This is a genomic window from Shinella zoogloeoides, from assembly GCF_022682305.1.
Lineage (GTDB): Bacteria > Pseudomonadota > Alphaproteobacteria > Rhizobiales > Rhizobiaceae > Shinella > Shinella zoogloeoides_B.
The window spans coordinates 2,300,521-2,321,651 of the sequence record NZ_CP093528.1; the positions used below are offsets into that span (position 1 = coordinate 2,300,521).

Annotated in this window: 16 protein-coding genes; 3 read left to right on the top strand and 13 right to left on the bottom strand. The window is 65.3% G+C overall.

The annotated features are described in order from the left end of the window. The first annotated feature begins 13 nt into the window (after positions 1-13). Both MOE34_RS11595 and MOE34_RS11600 read left to right on the top strand, forming a co-directional pair. A complete protein-coding gene (locus MOE34_RS11595; protein WP_242216941.1) occupies positions 14-895 on the top strand; it encodes a 50S ribosomal protein L11 methyltransferase in 882 nt (293 codons plus the stop codon). Positions 896-1,359: 464 nt separating this feature from the next. After that, positions 1,360-3,195 carry an aminopeptidase P family protein gene (locus MOE34_RS11600; protein ID WP_242216943.1) on the top strand — a complete coding sequence of 612 codons (1,836 nt, stop codon included), beginning with the start codon at positions 1,360-1,362 and terminating at the stop codon, positions 3,193-3,195. On the opposite strand, the gene MOE34_RS11605 is transcribed toward MOE34_RS11600, so the two are convergent. The 4 genes from MOE34_RS11605 to panC all read right to left on the bottom strand — a co-directional run bounded on the left by MOE34_RS11605 (position 3,185) and on the right by panC (position 6,169). Further along, on the bottom strand, positions 3,185-3,499 hold the full coding sequence (locus MOE34_RS11605; protein ID WP_242216945.1) for an AzlD family protein: 315 nt from the start codon (positions 3,497-3,499) through the stop codon (positions 3,185-3,187). The genes MOE34_RS11600 and MOE34_RS11605 overlap by 11 nt on opposite strands. Positions 3,500-3,501: 2 nt before the next feature. Further along, on the bottom strand, positions 3,502-4,236 hold the full coding sequence (locus MOE34_RS11610) for an AzlC family ABC transporter permease (RefSeq protein WP_242216946.1): 735 nt from the start codon (positions 4,234-4,236) through the stop codon (positions 3,502-3,504). 237 nt (positions 4,237-4,473) lie between these two features. Beyond that, positions 4,474-5,298 (bottom strand): 3-methyl-2-oxobutanoate hydroxymethyltransferase, encoded by an 825-nt coding sequence (gene panB / locus MOE34_RS11615; protein ID WP_242216948.1) that lies wholly within the window; start codon positions 5,296-5,298, stop codon positions 4,474-4,476. Between the two features lies 1 nt (position 5,299). Continuing rightward, positions 5,300-6,169: a pantoate--beta-alanine ligase gene (gene panC, locus MOE34_RS11620; protein ID WP_242216950.1), complete on the bottom strand. Its 870-nt coding sequence runs from the start codon at positions 6,167-6,169 to the stop codon at positions 5,300-5,302. 280 nt (positions 6,170-6,449) lie between these two features. Between panC and MOE34_RS11625 the strand changes: the two genes are divergently transcribed. Then, positions 6,450-8,525 carry a DEAD/DEAH box helicase gene (locus MOE34_RS11625; RefSeq protein WP_242216952.1) on the top strand — a complete coding sequence of 692 codons (2,076 nt, stop codon included), beginning with the start codon at positions 6,450-6,452 and terminating at the stop codon, positions 8,523-8,525. A 93-nt stretch (positions 8,526-8,618) separates the two neighbouring features. On the opposite strand, the gene ligA is transcribed toward MOE34_RS11625, so the two are convergent. From ligA to aqpZ, 9 genes are all read right to left on the bottom strand, one after another. Beyond that, positions 8,619-10,778 carry an NAD-dependent DNA ligase LigA gene (ligA, locus tag MOE34_RS11630; RefSeq protein ID WP_242216954.1) on the bottom strand — a complete coding sequence of 720 codons (2,160 nt, stop codon included), beginning with the start codon at positions 10,776-10,778 and terminating at the stop codon, positions 8,619-8,621. Between the two features lie 238 nt (positions 10,779-11,016). Next, on the bottom strand, positions 11,017-12,687 hold the full coding sequence (gene recN, locus MOE34_RS11635; RefSeq protein ID WP_242216957.1) for a DNA repair protein RecN: 1,671 nt from the start codon (positions 12,685-12,687) through the stop codon (positions 11,017-11,019). Positions 12,688-12,765: 78 nt separating this feature from the next. After that, positions 12,766-13,632: an outer membrane protein assembly factor BamD gene (locus tag MOE34_RS11640; RefSeq protein ID WP_242216959.1), complete on the bottom strand. Its 867-nt coding sequence runs from the start codon at positions 13,630-13,632 to the stop codon at positions 12,766-12,768. 149 nt (positions 13,633-13,781) lie between these two features. Then, on the bottom strand, positions 13,782-14,738 hold the full coding sequence (gene lpxC, locus MOE34_RS11645; RefSeq protein ID WP_242216961.1) for a UDP-3-O-acyl-N-acetylglucosamine deacetylase: 957 nt from the start codon (positions 14,736-14,738) through the stop codon (positions 13,782-13,784). 323 nt (positions 14,739-15,061) lie between these two features. Next, positions 15,062-16,825: a cell division protein FtsZ gene (gene ftsZ, locus MOE34_RS11650; RefSeq protein WP_242216963.1), complete on the bottom strand. Its 1,764-nt coding sequence runs from the start codon at positions 16,823-16,825 to the stop codon at positions 15,062-15,064. Positions 16,826-16,922: 97 nt separating this feature from the next. Further along, on the bottom strand, positions 16,923-18,254 hold the full coding sequence (gene ftsA / locus MOE34_RS11655) for a cell division protein FtsA (protein ID WP_242216965.1): 1,332 nt from the start codon (positions 18,252-18,254) through the stop codon (positions 16,923-16,925). After that, on the bottom strand, positions 18,251-19,171 hold the full coding sequence (locus tag MOE34_RS11660) for a cell division protein FtsQ/DivIB (protein ID WP_242216967.1): 921 nt from the start codon (positions 19,169-19,171) through the stop codon (positions 18,251-18,253). Before MOE34_RS11660 ends, ftsA begins: the two co-directional genes overlap by 4 nt. Next, the gene (locus MOE34_RS11665) at positions 19,159-20,085 is read right to left on the bottom strand and encodes a D-alanine--D-alanine ligase (RefSeq protein WP_242216969.1); all 927 of its coding nucleotides are present in this window, start codon (positions 20,083-20,085) and stop codon (positions 19,159-19,161) included. The genes MOE34_RS11660 and MOE34_RS11665 overlap by 13 nt, the downstream gene beginning before the upstream one ends. Before the next feature lie 312 nt (positions 20,086-20,397). Then, positions 20,398-21,084 (bottom strand): aquaporin Z, encoded by a 687-nt coding sequence (aqpZ, locus tag MOE34_RS11670; RefSeq protein WP_242216971.1) that lies wholly within the window; start codon positions 21,082-21,084, stop codon positions 20,398-20,400. Positions 21,085-21,131 lie beyond the last annotated feature (47 nt).

Sequence of the window (21,131 nt, forward strand, 5' to 3'; positions counted from 1 at the left end):
AGGAAGCCGACCCGTGAGCGAAATCCGCCTCTACATCTCCACCACCGAAAGGAAAGCGGACGTCGCGCTTTCGCTGATGACCGACGCCTTCGAGGAAGAGGGCTACGCCATCGCGACGATGGAGATCGACGAGAAGAACGATATCTGGGAAGCCTCCGTCTACATGTTCCGGCCGGACGAGGCGGAAATCCACCAGCGCTTCGCCGCCCTGCTCGAAAACGATTTCCCCGGCGTCGAGATTCAGCGCGAGGAACTGCCGGACATCGACTGGATCGCCAAGTCGCTGGAAGGCCTGAAGCCCGTGCGGGCCGGCCGCTTCGTCGTGCACGGCTCGCATGACCGGGGCACCCCGCGCGCCGGCGAGATCGGCATCGAGATCGATGCCGGCCAGGCCTTCGGCACCGGCCATCACGGCACGACCGCCGGCTGCCTCGAAGTCATCTTCAACGTGATGCGCGCCCGCAAGGTCAAGCGCGTGCTCGACCTCGGCACAGGCAGCGGCGTGCTCGCCATCGCCGCGCGCAAGCTGGCGCCCGTTCAGGTGCTCGCCACCGACATCGACCCCGTCGCCACCCGCGTCGCCCGTGAGAACGTGCGCCTCAACGGCATCGCCTCGGGCATCGCGCTGGAAACCGCCCCCGGCTTCCACTCCACCGCCTTCGGCCGCCACGGCCCCTTCGACCTCATCATCGCCAATATCCTAGCCCGCCCGCTGATGCGCATGGCCCCGCAGCTTGCCGCCCAGCTCGCCCCGAACGGCGACGTCATCCTGTCGGGCATCCTCGCCTCGCAGCGCTGGAAGGTGCTCGCCGCCTATAACGGCGCGGGCCTGCGCCATGTGAAGACCATCTGGCGCGAGGGCTGGGTGACGATCCACCTCGACAACCGTCGCTGAGCCACCCGCGGCGGAGTGCTTCGCACGCCGCCGCCTCGTCACCGGAATCAAGGCAAAAGAAAAGGCGGTGCCAGAGGCACCGCCTATGGGCCGGCGAACCGACCTGCCCGCGAGCTTGAGGAGGAGGAGTGCTCAAGCGGGCCTATGCGTTCCGAGCGCCTTCCCGGAGGAGGGAGGAGGAGTGACCGGCAAGACGCCTGATCGGAACACCTAGCTATATGCGTTACGAAGGACTGGAGGAACTTTCGCTTCGTTTCGCTTGAAGCGCGTTTCAAGTTCGCTTCGTTGGAGCTGCTTATAATCTATAAAAAAAATAGAAATAGCCCCTTTTGACGAATGGGTGCCATGCGCCAGGCGCATAAGTCCAATATGATACCTCTTACAGTCCTGTTTTCCCGCCTTTGACGCACGATATCGATGGGCTAGATTGCGGGCACGATTCATAGCCCTACCGGATGTCTCCCATGTTCCAGAGTTTCGACGTCACCTCCACGCCCCAGTTCGGCCGCGAGCGGGCCGACGCCCTGCGCGCCACCTTCGATGCGCTCGGCATCGACGGCTTCCTCGTGCCGCGGGCGGACGAATATCAGGGAGAATACGTGCCGGCCTCCGCCGAGCGTCTTTCCTGGCTGACGGGCTTCACCGGCTCGGCCGGCGTCGCGCTGGTCATGCGCGGCAAGGCCGTGGTCTTCGTCGACGGCCGCTACGTCACGCAGCTTGCTGAACAGGTGGACGGCAGCGTCTATACCGGCGGCGACCTCGTCGGCGAACCGCCGCATCTCTGGCTGCAGCACCACGCACCGAAGGGTTTCCGTCTCGGTATCGACCCGTGGCTGCATACGGGCGCGGAAGTGCGCCGGCTGGAAAAGGCGCTGGCCGGCCTCGGCGGCGCGCTCGTCTTCCTGCCCTATAACCCGCTCGACAAGGCCTGGACGGGCCGCCCGAGCGAGCCGCTCGGTCGTGTCGCCATCCAGGCCATCGAGCATGCCGGCGAACTCGCCAGGGACAAGCTCGTGACGATGGCCGAGGCGACGGCGAAGGCCGGCGCGGATGCGCTCGCCGTCACCGACCCCTCCTCCATCGCGTGGATCTTCAACATCCGCGGCAGCGACGTGCCGCACACGCCCCATCCGCTGGCCCGCGCCATCATTCCGGCAAGCGGCCGCCCGCAGCTCTTCCTAGACAAGCGCAAGACCGGCATCGAGCAGGAAGCCTACCTCACCCAGCTCGCCGACCTCGTGCCCCCCTCGCAGTTCGACGAGGCCATCGCGGCACTGGCGGCCGCAGGCAAGCGCATCCTCATCGATCCCGATCAGGCGCCCTTCGCGCTGGCCGAGATCGTGCGCGCCAAGGGCGGCACGCTGGTGGAGGCCGTCGATCCGGCCCGCCTGCCCCGCGCCTGCAAGAACAAGGTCGAACTCGAAGGCTCCGCCCGCGCCCATCTGCAGGACGGCGCGGCGATGGTCGAATTCCTCGCCTGGCTGGACGGCACCACACCCGGCACGGTGACGGAGATCGCCGCGACAAAGAAGCTGGAGGACGTGCGCCGCAGCGTCGGCGAGCGCCAGCAGAACCCGCTCAAGGACGTTTCCTTCGACACGATCGCCGGCGCCGGCGCCCATGCCGCCATCATGCATTACCGCGTGACGACGGCCACCGATGCCGCAATCGAACCGGGCACGATGTTCCTCATCGATTCCGGCGCACAATATATCAACGGCACGACGGACATCACGCGCACGGTCGCCATCGGCGCGGTGCCGGAGGAGCAGAAGCGCTTCTTCACGCTGGTCCTGAAGGGCATGATCGCCATCAGCCTCGCCCGTTTCCCGAAGGGCACGCGCGGCTGCGATCTCGATCCCCTCGCCCGCATTTCACTCTGGAAGGCCGGCGCGGATTTCGCCCACGGCACCGGCCATGGCGTCGGCTCGTATCTTTCGGTGCATGAGGGTCCGCAGCGCATCTCGCGGCTTTCGACGCAGGAGCTGCTTGCCGGCATGATCCTCTCGAACGAGCCGGGTTACTATCGCCCCGGCAGCTTCGGCATCCGCATCGAAAATCTTGTCCATGTGCTGCCGGCCGCGCCCGTTCCGGGCGGCGACATTAACATGCTCGGCTTCGAGACGCTGACCTTCTGCCCCATCGACCGCCGGCTCGTCCTGCCCGCCCTGATGACGGACGAGGAACTGGACTGGCTCAATGCCTACCACGCGGAAACGCGTGAAAAGCTCCTGCCGCTCCTGTCGGACGACGCGACGAAGGCCTGGCTGGAAAAGGCGACGGCCTCTATCAGCCGATGATGAAGTAACGCAGGATCATCACGACGATCCAGCCGACCGCCAGCATCGGCAGCAGCGCTAGCCGCATGCCGGCAAGAAGCGCGACGGCCATCGTCAGGCTCACGTCCCACCCGCCCGTCACGGCGGCCGGAGCCACCAGCGTTGTGAGCACGGCCGCCGGAACGGCGTTCAGCGCCGCTTCGGCGCGCGGCGGAATGCGCTTCATGCGCGTGATGAAGATATAGCCGCCGACGCGTGTCAGATAGGTCGCGATGGCCCCTGCCGCGATGATCAGCAGCGTCTGGGCATGAAACAGCGTGTCCATAGTCACGCCTCCCCTTCAATGACGTCGCCGATGGGCGCTTCGGCTTCCTTGGCATCGAGCGGCAAAAGCGCGGCGACGGCGATGCCGGCAAGCGCGCCCAGGCTGACATGCCAGGGCGAGCCGACGAAATGCAGCGCGAGGATCGAGCCAGCCCCGGACGCGATCACCACCGGCAGCCAGTTCGCCCGGCTACGGAAGCCGAGCACGAGGCCCATGAAGTAGATCGGCAGCAGCACGTCGATGCCGATGGAGCGGGGATCGCCGATCAGGTTGCCGAGAAAGCCGCCGACCACCGTGAGGCAGAGCCAGGGCACGTAGACGCTAAGGCCGAGCACCATGGACCAGATATAGGTGACGCGGATACCCGCATCGCCCCGCCGCTCGGTCTCGGCGAATTGCGGGTCGGTCAAAAGGAACAGCGACGTCGCCTTCTCGAAGAAGGTGAGATGGCGGATATGCGGCGCGATGGCCGCCGAATAGAGCACATGGCGGAAATTCACCGCGAAGATCGACAGCACCACCAGCCAGGGCGCGACATTGTGGTTGAACAGCTCGACACCGACGAGCTGGCTTGCACCGGCATAGAGCGTCGCGCTCATCAGCGCGGCCTCGGCGATCGTCAGGCCATTGTCGATGGCGACGGCGCCGAACAGGACGGCGAAGGGCGCAGCGGCGATGGCGACGGCAATGCCGCGCCGGAAGGCGTCGCGGATTTCTTCTTTGGTGGCGGGGGTCATGGGTCTTTCTCTTCGAATGGCAAAGCCATAGAGCAGCCAAGACCGACCGGCAAACCAATATGGCTGATGAACCATTCAGCAGGATTGATCGATCAGCGCGTTGGGGCAACCGTTGCTGATGGATGCTGCCCCTCCTCCGTCATCCTCGGGCTTGTCCCGAGGATCTGCTACGTTGGATGTGGGTGGATCCTCGGGACAAGCCCGAGGATGACGGAAGCGGACTTGGAGGCTTGCAGTTCAGCTCTTCTTGAGCTGGAACGTATGCTCCGGCCCGGGGAAGCTGCGGGCCTTCACCTCTTCCGCATAGGTCGCGAACGCCTCGCTCATGATGGGCGCGATATTGGCGAAGTGCTTGACGAAGCGGGGCTTGAAATCCGTGAAGATGCCGAGCACGTCATCCACCACCAGCACCTGCCCGTCGCAGGCCGGCGAGGCGCCGATGCCGATGGTCGGGACCTTGACGTTGCCGGTGATCTCGCGCGCCAGCGGCTCGACCGTGCCCTCGATGACGATGGCGAAGGCGCCGGCCTCATCGATGGCGGCCGCGTCCTTGCGGATCTTCTCGACTTCCTTGTCGTTGCGGCCGAGCGAGCGGTAGCCGCCCGTCGTGTTGATGAGCTGCGGCATCAGGCCGACATGGCCAAGCACCGGAATGCCGCGCTGGGTGAGGAAATGCACCGTCTCGGCCATCTCCGCCCCGCCCTCCAGCTTGACGGCCGAACAGCCGGTTTCCTTCAGCACCCGGGCGGCCGTCGCGAAGGCCTGCTCCTTGGACTGCTGGTAGGAGCCGAACGGCAGGTCGATGACGACGCAGGCGTTGGACGAGCCGCGCATGACGGCCTGGCCATGGGCGATCATCATCTCGACAGTCACACCCACGGTGGAATCGAGACCGTAGAGCACCATGCCGAGGCTGTCGCCGACCAGCATGAAATCGACATGCGGGTCCATGAGCTTGGCGACCGGCGTCGTATAGGCGGTCAGGCTGACGATGGGACGCTCACCCTTGAGGGCCTTGATGTCGGCGGGAGCCAGACGACGCTTGGCGGTGTGTACGCTCATGTCACGCTACCTTTTTTGCATTTTGCGGGCCAAGAACCCTGTTATCGAGGAGCTTCGTGCCCCCAAAGCGCACGAAAAGCAACAAAAGAACCGGCCGGGCGCCGACCGTGTCGATTTCGGCCAGCGTTTCGGGATCGCGCACGGCGACCACTTCCGGCCTCGCCAGCGGCTCGGAGCGGATGAAGGCGGCAACACCTTCCTCCAGCGCGCGCGCATCCGTCTCGCCCACCGCGATCAGCCGCTCGGCCTCTTCCAGCGCGCGCGGCACGATGGCGGCGGCGGCGCGTTCCTCGGCGGAGAGATAGACATTGCGCGACGAGCAAGCCAGTCCGTCCACCTCGCGCACGGTCGGCACGCCGATCACCTCTATGGGCTGGGCGAGATCGAGGACCATGCGGCGGATAATGGTGAGCTGCTGGAAATCCTTCTCGCCGAAATAGGCGCGGTCGGGACCGGCAATGTTGAAGAGCTTGGTGACGACGGTCGCCACGCCGGCGAAATGGCCGGGACGCACCGAGCCTTCCAGCTCCACGCCGAGCTTCGGCACGTCGACCACCGTTTCCATCGGCCGCGGATACATGTCCTCGACGCCGGGCGCGAAGAGATAGTGCACGCCCGCCGCCTCCAGCATCGCCTGATCGCGGGCAAGGTCGCGCGGATAGCGCGCAAGATCCTCGTTGGCGCCGAACTGCAGCGGATTGACGAAGATGGTGGCGACGACGATGTCGTTGTCGGCGAGCGCCCTGCGGGCAAGCTCCATATGGCCGACATGAAGATAGCCCATGGTGGGAACGAGGCCGATCGTGCGACCGTCCAGCCTGTGCGGCGCGAGAGCCGCGCGCAAATCCGCGATGGTGGTGAAGGTCTGCATCGCCATTCCTCCTTGCTCTCGCCCTCTCCCGTGGGCGATGCCGCCCGCATGCCTTCTCGGGAGCATTTCCGGGGGTGGCGTTTTCTATCTTGTGCAGCGCAAAAAGACAATCGGCAAAGACTTTTGCCCCTTATAGCTTAAGCTGCTGGGCAGCTTTGCGTTTTGCGCACTGTACATTTGCGGCAATGACCAGTAGAGAGCGCGCACACACGCTCGTCATTCACGGGCTTGAGAGTGCGGCGCAAGATCGCCGCTGAACCCGAATTCCGAAAGACCCCACATGACGAGTTTCGAAAGCCTCGCTCCGGCGATGGCAAAGGCGTTGGAAAAACGCGGCTATACCACATTGACGCCGGTGCAGATCGCCGTCTCCGACCCCAGGATCGGCGATGCCGACGCGCTGGTCTCCGCGCAGACCGGCTCCGGCAAGACCGTGGCCTTCGGCCTGGCGCTCGCCCCGACGCTGCTGGAAGGCGAAGACCGCTTCGACCGCGCCGGCAGCCCGCTCGCCCTCGTCATCGCCCCGACGCGCGAACTTGCCATGCAGGTCAAGCGCGAGCTGGAATGGCTCTATGAGATGACCGGCGCCGTGATCGCCTCCTGCGTCGGCGGCATGGATGTGCGCACGGAACGGCGCGCGCTTGAGCGCGGTGCGCATATCATCGTCGGCACGCCCGGCCGCCTGCGCGACCACATCACCCGGGGCAATCTCGACCTTTCCGACATCCGCGCCGTCGTTCTCGACGAAGCCGACGAGATGCTGGACCTCGGCTTCCGCGAAGACCTCGAATTCATCCTGGAAGCCGCGCCGGAAGACCGCCGGACACTGATGTTCTCGGCCACCGTGCCGAAGGAGATCGCCGCGCTCGCCAAGAACTACCAGCGCGACGCGATGCGCATCTCGACCGCCGCCGAGAAGGAGCAGCACGTCGACATCGACTATCGCGCCCTGCTCACCGCTCCCGCCGACCGCGAGAACGCCATCATCAACACGCTGCGCTTCTACGACGCGCAGAACGCCATCGTCTTCTGTTCGACGCGTGCAGCCGTGAACCACCTGACGGCCCGTTTCAACAACCGCGGCTTCTCCGTCGTCGCCCTTTCCGGCGAACTCAGCCAGAACGAGCGCACCCATGCCCTTCAGGCCATGCGCGACGGCCGCGCCCGCGTCTGCATCGCCACCGACGTCGCCGCCCGCGGCATCGACCTGCCGAACCTTGAGCTGGTCGTGCATGCCGACCTGCCCACCAATCCCGATACGCTGCTGCATCGTTCGGGCCGCACCGGCCGCGCCGGCCGCAAGGGCGTCAGCGCCCTGATCGTGCCGCTCAACGCCCGCCGCAAGGCCGAGCGCCTGCTCCAGATCGCAAACCTCAAGGCGAACTGGGCGACCCCGCCGTCGGCCGAGGAAATCCTGCGCCGCGACGACGAGCGCCTGCTCGCCGATCCGCTGCTTTCCGACAAGGTCACCGAGGACGAGGAAGCGACCGTCGAGGCGCTGGTCGAAAAGTTCGACGCCCGCCAGCTCGCCGCTGCCGTCACCCGCTTCTTCAAGGCCGGCCGCTCTGCGCCGGAAGACCTGATGGAAGTCTCGCTCGAGCAGCGCAAGCCGCGCGAGCGCAGCAACGACGCCATTCCGGCCGAAACCAAGCGCCCGCGCGACAGCTTCGCCTCCAGCGTCTGGGTCTCCATCTCCGTCGGCCGCAAGCAGCGCGCCGAGCCGCGCTGGCTGATCCCCATGCTCTGCCGCAACGGCAACATCACCAAGAACGAGATCGGCGCGATCAAGATGCAGCCGGAGGAGACCTTCGTGGAACTCTCCGCCGATGCGTCGGACGGTTTCCTCGGCGCGCTCGGGCCGAACAGCATGCTGGAGCGCGGCATCCGCGTGACCGTGCTGGAAGGCATGCCCGACCTCACTCCGCAGTTCTACGAGCGCACGCCCGGCGAGAAGACACCGCGCTACGACCGTCCGGAGCGCCGCGCCGACTGGAAGCCGAAGGGCGAATTCGAGAAGAAGGGTGGCTATGACAAGAAGCCCCGCTTCGAGAAGAAGCGCGACTTCGACAAGCCGGAAGGCGCCAGCGCCAAGCCGCATTGGAAGGACCGCGACAACAAGGGCGACTTCAACAAGGGCGAAGGCGACAAGAAGCCCCGTTTCGAGAAGAAGCGCGATTTCGACAAGCCGGAAGGCGTGAGCGCCAAGCCGCACTGGAAGGATCGCGAAGACGGCGGCAAGAAGCCCGCAAAGCCCTTCGCCGGCGCAAAGCCCTTCAAGGGCAAGCGCGACGAGAAATTCGCCAAGCCCGAAGGCGCGGCCCGCAAGCCCAAGGGCAAGAAGCCGGAACGCGACTGAATGAACGACTGACGGCGCGGACCTTTCGGTTCCGCGCCGTTTTCACACAGCCTTACGGCACGAGACGCCGCGAATGCGGTGAGCCGCCGGCGCTCACGATCCCTTGATCAGCTCGAACCAGCCGTCCTCGTCGATCACCTCGACGCTGAATTCGCGCGCCTTGTCGAGCTTGGAGCCTGCGCCGGGACCGGCAACGACGAGATCGGTCTTCTTCGACACCGAACCCGCCACCTTCGCGCCCAGCCGCTCGGCCATGGCCTTGGCCTCATCGCGCGTCATCTTCTCCAGCGATCCGGTGAAGACCACCGTCTTGCCCGCGACGGGGCTGGACGATACGACGACCGCCTCGGCGGCCTGCGGCGTCACCTCCTCCAGCAACCGGCCGATGACATCGAGATTGCGCGGCTCCTTGTAGAACTCAACCATGGCGCGGGCGACGACCTCGCCGATGCCGTCGATATTGTTCAGCTCGGCCCATGCCTCGCCGGAAAGCGGGGCGGATGCCTTCATCCCTTCCTCGAAGGCGGCATAGGTGCCGTAGGCGCGCGCCAGCAGCTTCGCATTGGTCTCGCCGACATGGCGGATGCCGAGCGCATAGATGAAGCGGTTGAGCGCGATGGAACGGCGGGCGTCGATGGCGTCGTAGAGCTTGCGCACGCTCACCTTGCCGAAGCCATCGATATTCTCCAGCCGGGTCAGGGAAGCCGCCTGCCGCTTCTCCAGCGTGAAGATATCGGGCGCGGTGCGGATCGTGAGGGACGCGTCTTCCGCCTCGAAGAAGAAATCGATCTGCTTGGAGCCAAGCCCTTCGATATCAAAAGCATTGCGCGAGACGAAATGCTTGAGGTGCTCCACCGCCTGCGCGCGGCAGACGAAGCCGCCGGTGCAGCGGGTCACGGAATCGAGCCGGCCCGTCTTCTCGTTGCGCTCGCGCACGGCATGACTGCCGCAGACCGGGCAGGTCTTCGGGAATTCGTAGGACACCGCGTCCGCCGGCCGCTTCTCCATCACGACATCGAGCACCTGCGGGATCACGTCGCCCGCGCGCTGCACGATCACGGTATCGCCGATGCGGATATCGTGTTCCTCTTCGCGGATACGCTCGCCGTTATTGCCGATGCCTTCGATGTAATCGGCATTGTGCAGGGTCGCATTGGTGACGACCACGCCGCCGACCGTGACGGGCGTCAGCCGCGCGACGGGCGTCAGCGCGCCGGTGCGGCCGACCTGGATGTCGATCTTCTCGACCGTCGTGAAGGCCTGCTCGGCCGGGAACTTATGCGCCGTCGCCCAGCGCGGCGAGCGGGAACGGAAGCCGAGGCGCTCCTGAAGCGCCAGTTCGTCCACCTTGTAGACGACGCCGTCGATATCGTAGTCGAGATCCGGCCGGGCAAGGCCGATCTCGCGGTAATGCGCGATGATGTCCTCGACGCGCGAAAGCCGCTGCGTCATCGGGTTGACGGGGAAACCCCAGCCTTTCAGCACCCCGATCATGCCGAACTGCGTATCGGCCGGCATCTCCGACATTTCGCCCCAGGCATAGGCAAAGAAGCGCAGCTTGCGGCTCGCCGTCACCGAGGCGTCGAGCTGGCGCAGCGAGCCGGCCGCCGTGTTGCGCGGGTTGACGTAAGTCTGCTTACCTTCCGCCGCCATCTTCTCGTTGAGGGCGAGGAAGTCGCTCTTGGCCATATAGACCTCGCCGCGCACTTCCACGACGGCCGGCGCGCCGGAAGGCAGCCGGCTCGGGATTTCGGCGATGGTCAAGACGTTCGCGGTGACATTCTCGCCCGTCGTGCCGTCGCCGCGCGTTGCGGCGCTGACGAGGCGGCCATTCTCGTAGCGGATCGACATGGAAAGGCCGTCGATCTTCGGCTCGGCGGTGAAGGCAATGGAATCGTCCGGCAGGCGGCCGAGGAAGCGGTAGACGGAGGCAACGAAGTCGCGCACGTCCTCGTCGGAAAACGTGTTGTCGAGCGACAGCATCGGCCGGGAATGGGTGATCGGCGCGAAAGTCGGCAGCGGCGCGGAGCCGATGCGGCGCGACGGGCTGTCGTCGCGCACCAGCGCGGGAAAGCGCGCCTCGATCTCCTCGTTGCGGCGCTTCAGGGCATCGTAGTCGGCATCCGAAATCTCGGGCGCGTCCTGGCCATGGTAAAGCTCGTCGTTGCGCGCGATCTCCGCCGCCAGGAAAGCAAGCTCGGCCGCGGCCTCTTCTTCGGTCAGGATTTCGACGGGGGTTTTCGCGTTCGCCATGACATGCTCCGGATTGCGGAGTCGTTTTAGAGCAAACTTGGCGAAAGGAAAGTGGCTCCAAAGGGTGGGCCTGCCCCTCATTCCGCTGCCGCGACCTTCTCCCCATAAACGGGGAGAAGGCGGATACCGCCTCGTTTTCCCGCAAACAAACGGCAAACGAAGGATGAGACCATGCCGCAAGTCCCTTCTCCCCGCCTGCGGGGAGAAGGTGCCGGCAGGCGGATGAGGGGCAATCGCCTCAGACGCCGCCCGAAAGCAGCCGTGCCGCCGCCGCCCTTGCCTCATCCGTCACGGACGCACCGGCAAGCATGCGGGCGATCTCCTCCGTGCGCGCGCCGTCGTCCATGCGGGCGACACGGGTGGCGACGGTCTCGCTGCCCTCGACCGGCCCCTTGGAGATGAGAAGATGCGTCGCCGCGCGGGCGGCGACCTGTGGGGCGTGGGTGACGGAGAGCACCTGCACTGTGGCGGAAAGGCGCTTCAGCCGCTGGCCGATGGCATCCGCCACCGCCCCGCCGACGCCGGTGTCGATTTCGTCGAAGACGAGCGTCGGGGCCGAGCCGCGATCGGCGAGCGCCACCTTCAGGGCCAGCAGGAAGCGCGAAAGCTCGCCGCCGGACGCCACCTTCATGATCGGGCCGGGACGCGTGCCCGGATTGGTCTGGACGTGGAATTCGACCGTGTCGATCCCCTCTTCCGCCCCGCCGTCCGGGTCGGTGGCGATCTCGACAGTGAAGCGCGCGCGCTCCAGCTTCAACGCCGGCAATTCGGCCATCACGGCGGCGGCCAGTGCCTCGGCGGCGTGATGGCGCCTTTCCGAAAGCGAGCGGGCGGACATCTCGTAGGCGGCGCGGGTCTCGGTGAGCCGCGCCTGCAATTGCACCAGCCGCTCCTCACCCGCATCGAGGTCGGCCAGATCGGCGATCATCTTGGCGGCAAGGGCCGGCAGGCCGGTAACGGGAACCGAGTATTTGCGCGCGGCGGCGCGCAGGGCGAAGAGGCGTTCTTCCGTCCGCTCCAGTTCCTTCGGGTCGTATTCCGTCTTGCGCAGCGCCTCGTCCACGGCCCTCTGCGCATCGGAAAGCTGGTTGAGCGCCTGATCCAGAAACTCGACGGTCTCTTCCAGAAGGCCCGGCGCTTCATGGCTCTTGCGCTCAAGACGGCGCACCAGTGCCGCGATCAGCGGCACGGGCGAGGCATTGCCGTTCAGGAACTCGCTCGCCTCGTTGATGTCGCCGGCGATACGCTCGGCCTTCATCATGCGCGCGCGGGTCTCGGCCAGCGCATCCTCCTCGCCATCCTGCGGCGAGAGGGCCTCCAGTTCCTCGACGGAGGAACGCAGGTAATCGGCTTCGCGGGCCGCCGCCTCCACCTTCTCGCGGTGACGGCGCAGCGTGCGCTCGGCTTCCTTCCACTGATGATAGAGCGCGCCCACATCGGCGGCCGCCTCGCCAAGCCCGCCGAAGGCGTCGAGCAGCAGTCGATGCGCGTCGGTATCGACAAGCGCGCGATCATCATGCTGGCCGTGGATCTCGACGAGAAGCTGGCCGGCCTGCCGCATGAGCTGCACGGAAACCGGCTGGTCGTTGACATAGGCCTTGGTGCGGCCGTCGGCCGATTGCTGGCGGCGGAAGATGAGGTCGCCGTCGTCGTCGATTCCGTTGTCGCGCAGGAGCGCCCGCGCCCTGTGGCCGGCCGGCACGTCGAACACCGCCGTCACCTGCCCGCGCTCGGTGCCATGGCGCACCAGCGAACCGTCGCCGCGCCCGCCAAGGGCCAGCGAAAGACTATCGAGAAGAATGGATTTTCCGGCACCCGTCTCGCCGGTCAGCACGGAAAGGCCCGGCTCGAAGGCGAGGTCGAGCCGTTCGATCAGGACGATATCGCGGATCGATAGCTGCGCCAGCATTGCCGCATCAATTCTCTTCGTTTCCCGCGCTTGCGAAGACAAGGCCGCTCACGCGCCCTTGCCGGAATCGCGCCCTGCTCAAGCGCCCATCAGCCTGCGGCCGGCGCGCGCGATCCAGGAACCGGAGTTCTCACGCGGCTCCAGCCCCTTGGTCTGAAGAAGCTTGTAGCTGTCCGCATACCATTCGCTGTCCGGGTAGTTGTGGCCCAGGACGGCTGCCGCCGTCTGCGCTTCGCTGTCCACGCCCATGGCGTAATAGGTCTCGACGAGGCGCGCCAGCGCTTCCTCGATCTGGTTGGTCATCGGATATTTCTCGACGACGACGCGGAAACGGGTTGCCGCGGCAATGTATTCCTTGCGCTCGAGATAGTAGCGGCCGACCTGCATTTCCTTGCCGGCGAGCTGGTCGCGGGCAAAGCGGATCTTCGCCTGCGCGTCCTCGACATATTCCGATTCCGGATAGTTATCGACAACGGCCTGCATCGCCTCGATCGTCTGCTGCGAGGCGCGCTGGTCCTGCGTCACGCTGGGGATCTGCTTCCAGTAGCCGAGACCGACGATATATTGCGCATAGGCGGCGTCTTCAGAGCCGGGGTAGAGCGTGAGGTAACGCTTGGCGGCGGAGATGGCCTCCTCGTTCCGGCCCTGGCGATAACTCGTGAAGGCCAGCATGACGAGCGATTTGCGCGCCTGGTCGGAGAACGGGCTTTGCCGATCGACCGCCTCGAACTTGCGGCCGGCCTCGGTGACCTTGCCGGCGTTGAGGTTGGCGAGACCCTGATTATAGAGCGTGTCGGGAGACTCGGCTTCCATGCCCAGCTTGGAGATGTCGATATCCGGATCCGACTGGCACGCGGAAAGAACCACCGGAGACACCGCCGCAAACAGCATAAGATAGGCAATGCGCGCCGTCTTCTTCACACCAACAGACCCTGCAACAACCATGTGACAATCCCAGTTCAACGGCACTCGATGCGGACGGGCCGCACATGCGCCCCGCGTTGTATCTCCAAATACGTGAAGACCGCAACGCCATGCCGGCGCATTAACGCATTTTTATGGCATTCGTGTCGGGAAGCGATGCCGGCCCGGTCTCACAGAGACCAGGGCGCGAACTCGGGAGCGTTGACGGCGATCAGCTCGCGCTGGCCGGCACGCGAGCGCGGCGTGGAAGCCTCGACCACCTCATAGGCGGTGCGGTCGCTGAGCAGAGCCTTCAGCGCATGGGCGTTCATCTTGTGACCGCCGCGATAGGAGCGGTAGCAGCCGATGAAGGGCGCGCCGGCAAGGGCAAGGTCGCCCACGGCATCGAGCGTCTTGTGGCGCACGAACTCGTCCTTGGCGTAGCGAAGGCCCTCGACATTGATCACCGTATTGTCATCGGAGATGACGACGGAGTTCTCCAGCGAGGAGCCGAGCGCGTGGCCGGAGGCCCAAAGGCGCTCGACATCGCGCATGAAGCCGAAGGTGCGGGCACGCGAAAGCTCGTTGCGGAAGGTGGCGGGCGTCAGGTCGCCCTTCCAGGACTGGCGGCCGATCAGCGGGCAGTCGAAATCGATCTCGACCTCGAATCGCGTGCCGTCATAGGGCGAAAACTCGGCCCAGGACGCACCCGCTTCGATGCGGACCGGCTTGACGATACGGATATAGCGGCGCTTGACGGACAGCGCGACGAGGCCGACCTGGTCGATGGCGTCGATGAAGGGCGCGGAGCTGCCGTCCATGATCGGCATTTCGGCGCCATGCACTTCGATCAGCACGTTGTCGAGGCCGAGCGCATAGAGCGCGGCCATGACATGCTCGATGGTGGCGATGGCGGTCGACGGCGAGAAGCCGAGAACGGTGCACAGGTCCGTGTTGCCGACCTGCGCGGAGACGGCGCGGTACTCGCTGACGGTGCCGTCGTCGTGCTGGCGCTGGAAGACGATGCCGCTGTCGGCCTCGGACGGGTTGAAGGTGATCGAAACGGCCGCACCGGAATGGACGCCCGTCCCGGAAATCGTCACCGGGTTGGAGATCGTCGTCTGGAAACCGAGCATCGTCATGTGCATTCGCCTTGTCTTGTTGCCGGCGCATTTATAGCCGACCGTGTCTGTTGAGGCTCAAGGAGCCATACGCCGGACGCGTCGCGCCCGCCGGAAAATCTGCCGGAACGTCTGGAGTGTGCTGTCGCATCCGGCGTGCCGTCTGCGCGAATCCTGACTGTCCCCTTTGCCCACCCTGAATTTAGTAGGCACCTCAACATCATACAAATCACTGTTTCTTTCGATTTGTTACGCTTCTTTTCGTCCCGCAACCTATTGAAAGAATTATAGAATAAAAAACGCCCGGATCAGGGATCCGGGCGTCTTGTCACAAAGCCGCAATCGGCGCCTCAGTTGGACTGCCGGCGCAGGAAGGCCGGGATTTCCAGCTGGTCGTCCTCACCGAGCGAGCGCGGCTGCGGATTCGCACGGCCGTGATCGTCAAGCTGGCCGCGACGCGGGGCGTAGAGGCTGGCTTCGGCCGAGAGCGGACGGCGCTGCTGCTGGGCGGGCGCGGCCTGTTCCTGGGCGGCCTGGGTCTCTTCATGACGGCCGAGGGAGGAGGTCAGGCGACGCAGCAGGCCCATCGGGCCACGCTCTTCCTGCGTACCGGCCATCGGCTGCTGGGCGGCGCGATGATCGATCTCCGCCTGCACGACCGGCGGGAAGTCCTCGATCTTCGGCATGCGCATGGCCTGCGGCTCCTGACGGATGATCGGAGCGGCCGGCTCGACGCGCTGCTGCATGACCGGAGCGTGCTGAACCGGCTGCTGGACCGGGATCGAACGCTGGACGACCGGCGTTTCGACGGGCGCGGCGAAGAGACGGTTCTGCAGGCGCGGCTCCTCATGGTGAACGACGACCGGCTGGACCGGCGCCGGAGCCATTGCCGGAATGGCAAGCTCGCGCTCGAGGCTTTCTTCCGAGGCGCGGATGGCGTCCGCGATCGGATCGGCCACCGGCTGCTGGACGGCCGGCTGCTGCATGACGGGCTGCTGCATCACCGGCTGGTGCTGCATGACAGGCTGCGGCTGCACGGCAGCGGCGACCGGCTGGGCATGCTGCTGGACCGGAACGGCGGCGGAGGGACGGACTACCGGCTTGCTGAGGCTGCGAAAGTCAGCCGAACGACCGGCCACCTCCGAGGCCGTGCGGTCGATGCCCGTGGCAACGACGGAGACACGGATGAGGCCTTCGAGTTCCTCGTCGAAGGTAGCGCCGAGGATGATGTTGGCGTCCGGGTCGACTTCCTCGCGGATGCGGGTCGCAGCTTCATCGACTTCGAAGAGGGTGAGGTCGCGGCCGCCGGTGATGGAGATCAGCAGGCCCTGCGCGCCCTTCATCGAGGTTTCGTCGAGCAGCGGGTTGGCGATGGCGGCTTCGGCAGCGGCCATTGCGCGGCCTTCGCCCGAGGCTTCGCCCGTGCCCATCATGGCGCGGCCCATCTCGCGCATCACCGAGCGGACGTCGGCGAAGTCGAGGTTGATGAGGCCTTCCTTGACCATCAGATCGGTGATGCAGGCAACGCCCGAATAGAGCACCTGGTCGGCCATCGCGAAGGCGTCGGCGAAGGTGGTCTTGTCGTTGGCGATGCGGAAGAGGTTCTGGTTCGGGATGACGATCAGCGTGTCGACCGATTTCTGGAGTTCCAGTATACCTTCCTCGGCCAGACGCATGCGGCGGCCGCCTTCGAAGTGGAACGGCTTGGTAACGACGCCGACGGTCAGGATGCCCTTGTTGCGGGCGGCCTGTGCGACGATCGGGGCAGCGCCCGTGCCGGTGCCGCCGCCCATGCCGGCGGTGACGAAGCACATGTGGGTGCCGTTGAGGTGATCGATAATCTCATCGATGCACTCTTCGGCGGCCGCACGGCCGACTTCCGGCTGCGAACCGGCGCCGAGACCTTCGGTGACCTGCACGCCCATCTGGATGATGCGGGTGGCCTTGGTCATGGACAGGGCCTGGGCATCGGTATTGGCGACGACGAAATCGACGCCTTCGAGGCCCGCCGTGATCATGTTGTTGACCGCGTTGCCGCCGCCGCCGCCAACGCCGAAGACGGTGATGCGGGGCTTCAGCTCGGTGATGTCCGGCTTCTGGAGCTTGATAGTCATTGCCTTGTTCCTTTCGTTTCCGGCTGCGTCGCCCAACCGGTCTATTCCCAAAACTTCGTTGTCGGTCTTCCCCGGCGGCGCACCGCCGGGAAACCCGTCAGAAACTTTCCTTCAGCCACTGGCCCATGCGGGCGATGCGGCCGTTGCCACCTGTGATCTGCGAGAGCATGCCGCCCTGCACAGCGTGTTCTTCCAGTTCCGCGACCTGCGGATAGATCATCAGACCCACCGCGGTCGAAAAGGCCGGGCCCTTGGCCGCTGTCGGCAGGCCGGACACGCCGAGCGGGCGGCCGATGCGGACATTGCGGGCGAGGATGCGGCGCGCCGCTTCCGGCAGGCCGGTGAGCTGGCTTGCGCCACCCGTCAGCACGATCCTTTTTCCCACGATCGGCGAGAAGCCGGAGCGCTGGATGCGGTCGCGAATGAGTTCCAGCGTCTCCTCGATCCGTGCCCGCACGATGCGCGAGATGAGCGCGCGCGGCACATGGGTCGGCTGGTCGCGGTCGTCCTCGCCGATGGGCGGGACGGTGATGATGTCGCGCTCGTCGCCGGCATTCGGCAGGGCCGAGCCATGGACGACCTTGAGGCGTTCGGCATCCTCGATGCGGGTCGAAAGGCCGCGCGCGAGGTCTGTCGTGACGTGGTGGCCGCCGAGCGAAACGGCGTCGGAATGCACCAGCTTGCCTTCGGCGAAGACGGAGATCGTCGTCGTGCCGCCACCCATGTCGATGCAGGCGCAGCCGAGTTCGACTTCATCGTCGACGAGAGCCGAAAGGCCGCTCGCATAAGGCGTCGCCACCATGCCCTCGACGGAAAGGTGCGCGCGGTTGATGCACAGTTCGAGGTTCTTCAGCGCGGTGCGCTCGGCCGTCAGCACATGCATGTCGACGCCGAGGACGTCGCCGTACATGGAGAGCGGATCGCGGATGCCGCGCTCGCCGTCCAGCGAGAAGCCGGTCGGCAGCGAATGGAGGATGGCACGGTCCTGGCGCAGCGATTGCTGGCCGGCAACGGCGAGCACCTTGCGCAGGTCGTTGGCGTCGACTTCCTGGCCGCCGAGATCGATGGTGGCCGTGTAGACGTCGCTCTGCAGGCGGCCTGCGGAAACATTGACGATCAGGCTCTCGATGGTGAGGCCGGCCATGCGCTCGGCCGCGTCGACGGCAAGGCGCACGACGCTTTCGGCCGCATCGAGGTCGGTGATCACACCGTTCTTCACGCCGCGGGATTTCTGGTGGCCGATGCCGATGATCTCGACATTGTGCGTGCGGCCCGGAAGGATCTCGCTCTCGGCGCGCGGCGTCAGCCGGCCGATCATGCAGACAACCTTGGTGGAGCCGATGTCGAGGACCGAAACGACGTGAGCGCGCTTGGAGGAAAGCGGCTTCAAGCGCGGCAGGCCGAAATGGGACGAACCGAAAATGCTCATGTGCGCTTCGCTGCCTTCTTCAGGTCCTTTGCCCTCTGCTCGACCGCCGCATTGCGGCGTTCCAGCGCCCCTTCCGTCAACCGCACCGTGGTGCGGTCCTCAAGTCTCAGATCGACCGCAGCGATATCGCGCTCCAGGATCCCCTCCTCGCCTTCCAGCGTCGCCAGCACGTCCATGGCGCGGGGCACGTTATGCTCCGGCAGCTTCACGACGATGCCATTGTCGAGGCGCAGGTCCCAACGGCGGCCGGCGACCCGGATATAGGCCTTCACCCGCGCCTTAAGTTCCGGCCAGTTGTCGAACTCATCGGCAAAGCCGGCGGCGGCCGTCTCGGCGTCGCGGCCGACGAAGAGCGGCAGCGAGGAGAATTTGTTGTCGCGCAGCGGTGCGATCACGGAACCGTTCTTCTCGATCAGCGACAGGTCGTTGCCGTGCTGCCAGATCGCGAAAGCCTCGCGTTCCTTGAGCGCGATCTCGATGGTGCCCGGATAGATCTTGCGGACCGAGACGTCCTGCACCCAAGGCAGCTCGGCGAGTTTCGCCCGCGCATCCTTCACATCGAGCGCGACAAGCGAGGTCGTACCGTCGAGGCCGAGGCGCTCCAGGATATCGATCTCGGAGGTCTCGCGGTTGCCGGAGACCTTCACGTCCTCGATGGCGAAGCCGATGGCCGTCGTCGAGGCCTGCGCGAAATCCTGCGAATGACCGCCGAGCGACATGCCGTAGAGGCCCGTCGCGCCGAGGAAGATCGCGGTGGCGGCGCTGCCGGTGTGGCGCGGAATATGGATGCGGCCGGCCGCAAGGCTCACGAGGAAACGGACGATCCGGCGCAGCGGGCGCGGCAGCACGCGGCCGGCTTCTGCCTCTGAAGGCCCGACGGGACGCACCCTGCTCTTCTTGACGCTCAACGTAAGCACGACGCGTCCTCCACCATCCACTTCAAGAATTCACCAAAGGCATGGCCGGTATGGTCGGCCATTTCGGGCACCAGGGAGGTAGGAGTCATGCCGGGCTGGGTGTTGATTTCCAGCCAGATAAGCTCGCCATTCTCGGAGAAACGGTCGTCGTAACGGAAGTCGGAACGGCTGACGCCACGGCACCCGATCGCTTGATGCGCCTTGAGTGCGAGTGTTTGTACTTTTTGGTAAATATTCGGTGAAATTTGCGCCGGGATGATGTGTTTCGAGCCGCCTTTTACGTATTTGGAATCGTAATCGTAGAAGGCGTGCCCCTGCGGCACCACCTCCGTGACGCCAAGCGCGACATCGCCCATGACACCGCAGGTGAGTTCGCGGCCGTAGATATAGCGCTCGACCATGACGGCATCGCCGTAGCGCCATTCCGAGGACGTGATGATCTGCGGCGGATGCGACTGGTCTTCCTTGACCATGACGACGCCGAAGGACGAGCCTTCGCGCACAGGCTTGACCACATAGGGCGGCTTTATCGGATGGGCCGAGGTGAAGTCGAAGCGGTTCATCAGGCGCTGCTCGGCGATCGGAATGCCGGCGGCCTTGGCGACGATCTTCGCCTGCGCCTTGTCCATGGCGAGCGCGGAAGCGAGCACACCGGAATGGGTATAGGGAATTTCGAGATATTCGAGGATACCCTGGATGGTTCCGTCCTCACCGAAGGGACCGTGCAGCGCATTGAAGGCGACATCCGGCTTCAGTTCGGAAAGCACGCTGGCGACATCGTGGCCGACATCGACGCGGGTAACCTTGTAGCCGACGGCCTCAAGCGCATCGGCGCAGGCATTCCCCGACGAAAGGCTCACCGGCCGTTCCGACGAAAAACCACCCATCAGCACCGCGACATGCTTCACGCTCATAGAACCCTCGACTGAATTCCGCACTGTGTCCCTCGTCCCTTGTGCGGACCTGATTTTCCTCTCGGTCCGACTCGCCGGGCGAGATGGGACCACTAGAGCGTCATTAAGGTTAATGAAGCGTTTACTTTCGTTAACCCGATGCGCCGCGAGGCAAATTTTCCTCGCTCCGAATCAAGACACCCTTCGATTCTCTCCTTGGAATCAGAGAGTTGCGGCCGTGGCAAGAAAAAGTGCGCCTGTGCGCCAACGGGAAACGAAAAAGGGCCTCGCCATAGCGAGACCCTTTCATGGTTAGCGAAACGGATGGAGGAATCAGTCGTCTTCGCCGACGACCTTCCAGATCACGGCGCCGATGACGCCGCCGAGGATCGGCGCGACCCAGAACAGCCAGAGCTGCGAGAGCGCCGCCGTATCGGCAAAGAGCGCGACACCCGTCGAGCGCGCCGGGTTCACCGAGGTATTGGTGACCGGGATCGACACGAGATGGATGAGCGTCAGGCCGAGGCCGATGGCGATGGGTGCAAAGCCCGCCGGCGCACGGCCATGGGTCGAACCGAGGATGATGATGAGGAAGAAGGCCGTCAGCACCACTTCGATGACCAGCGCCGCCGTCAGCGAATAGCCGCCCGGCGAAAGCTCGCCATAGCCGTTGGAGGCAAAGCCGCCGGCCACGAACCCGGCCTTGCCGGAGGCGACAAGATAGAGCACCGCGGCAGCCGCGATCGCGCCCACGACCTGTGCCACGATATAGGGCACGAGGCTGGAGGCCGGAAACTTGCCCGCGACCGTGAGACCGACGGAAACGGCCGGGTTGAAATGGCCGCCGGAAATGCCGCCGACCGTATAGGCCATCGTCAGCACCGTGAGACCGAAGGCGAAGGCGACACCAAGCAGGCCGATACCGACCTCCGGGAAGGCCGCGGCGAGAACGGCGCTGCCGCACCCGCCGAACACGAGCCAGAACGTACCAAGGAATTCGGCTGAAAGTTTCTTGAACATGAATTGTCCCCTGATCCAGGCCCCTCGCACATGGGGCCTCCTTGCGC

Excerpts from the sequence above, each read along its gene's own strand:
- MOE34_RS11600 (WP_242216943.1), top strand. The coding sequence starts at position 1,360 with ATGTTCCAGAGTTTCGACGTCACCTCCACGCCCCAGTTCGGCCGCGAG.
- MOE34_RS11605 (WP_242216945.1), bottom strand. The coding sequence starts at position 3,499 with ATGGACACGCTGTTTCATGCCCAGACGCTGCTGATCATCGCGGCAGGG.
- MOE34_RS11610 (WP_242216946.1), bottom strand. The coding sequence starts at position 4,236 with ATGACCCCCGCCACCAAAGAAGAAATCCGCGACGCCTTCCGGCGCGGC.
- panB (WP_242216948.1), bottom strand. The coding sequence starts at position 5,298 with ATGAGCGTACACACCGCCAAGCGTCGTCTGGCTCCCGCCGACATCAAG.
- panC (WP_242216950.1), bottom strand. The coding sequence starts at position 6,169 with ATGCAGACCTTCACCACCATCGCGGATTTGCGCGCGGCTCTCGCGCCG.
- MOE34_RS11625 (WP_242216952.1), top strand. The coding sequence starts at position 6,450 with ATGACGAGTTTCGAAAGCCTCGCTCCGGCGATGGCAAAGGCGTTGGAA.
- ligA (WP_242216954.1), bottom strand. The coding sequence starts at position 10,778 with ATGGCGAACGCGAAAACCCCCGTCGAAATCCTGACCGAAGAAGAGGCC.
- recN (WP_242216957.1), bottom strand. The coding sequence starts at position 12,687 with ATGCTGGCGCAGCTATCGATCCGCGATATCGTCCTGATCGAACGGCTC.
- MOE34_RS11640 (WP_242216959.1), bottom strand. The coding sequence starts at position 13,632 with ATGGTTGTTGCAGGGTCTGTTGGTGTGAAGAAGACGGCGCGCATTGCC.
- lpxC (WP_242216961.1), bottom strand. The coding sequence starts at position 14,738 with ATGCACATGACGATGCTCGGTTTCCAGACGACGATCTCCAACCCGGTG.
- ftsZ (WP_242216963.1), bottom strand. The coding sequence starts at position 16,825 with ATGACTATCAAGCTCCAGAAGCCGGACATCACCGAGCTGAAGCCCCGC.
- ftsA (WP_242216965.1), bottom strand. The coding sequence starts at position 18,254 with ATGAGCATTTTCGGTTCGTCCCATTTCGGCCTGCCGCGCTTGAAGCCG.
- MOE34_RS11665 (WP_242216969.1), bottom strand. The coding sequence starts at position 20,085 with ATGAGCGTGAAGCATGTCGCGGTGCTGATGGGTGGTTTTTCGTCGGAA.
- aqpZ (WP_242216971.1), bottom strand. The coding sequence starts at position 21,084 with ATGTTCAAGAAACTTTCAGCCGAATTCCTTGGTACGTTCTGGCTCGTG.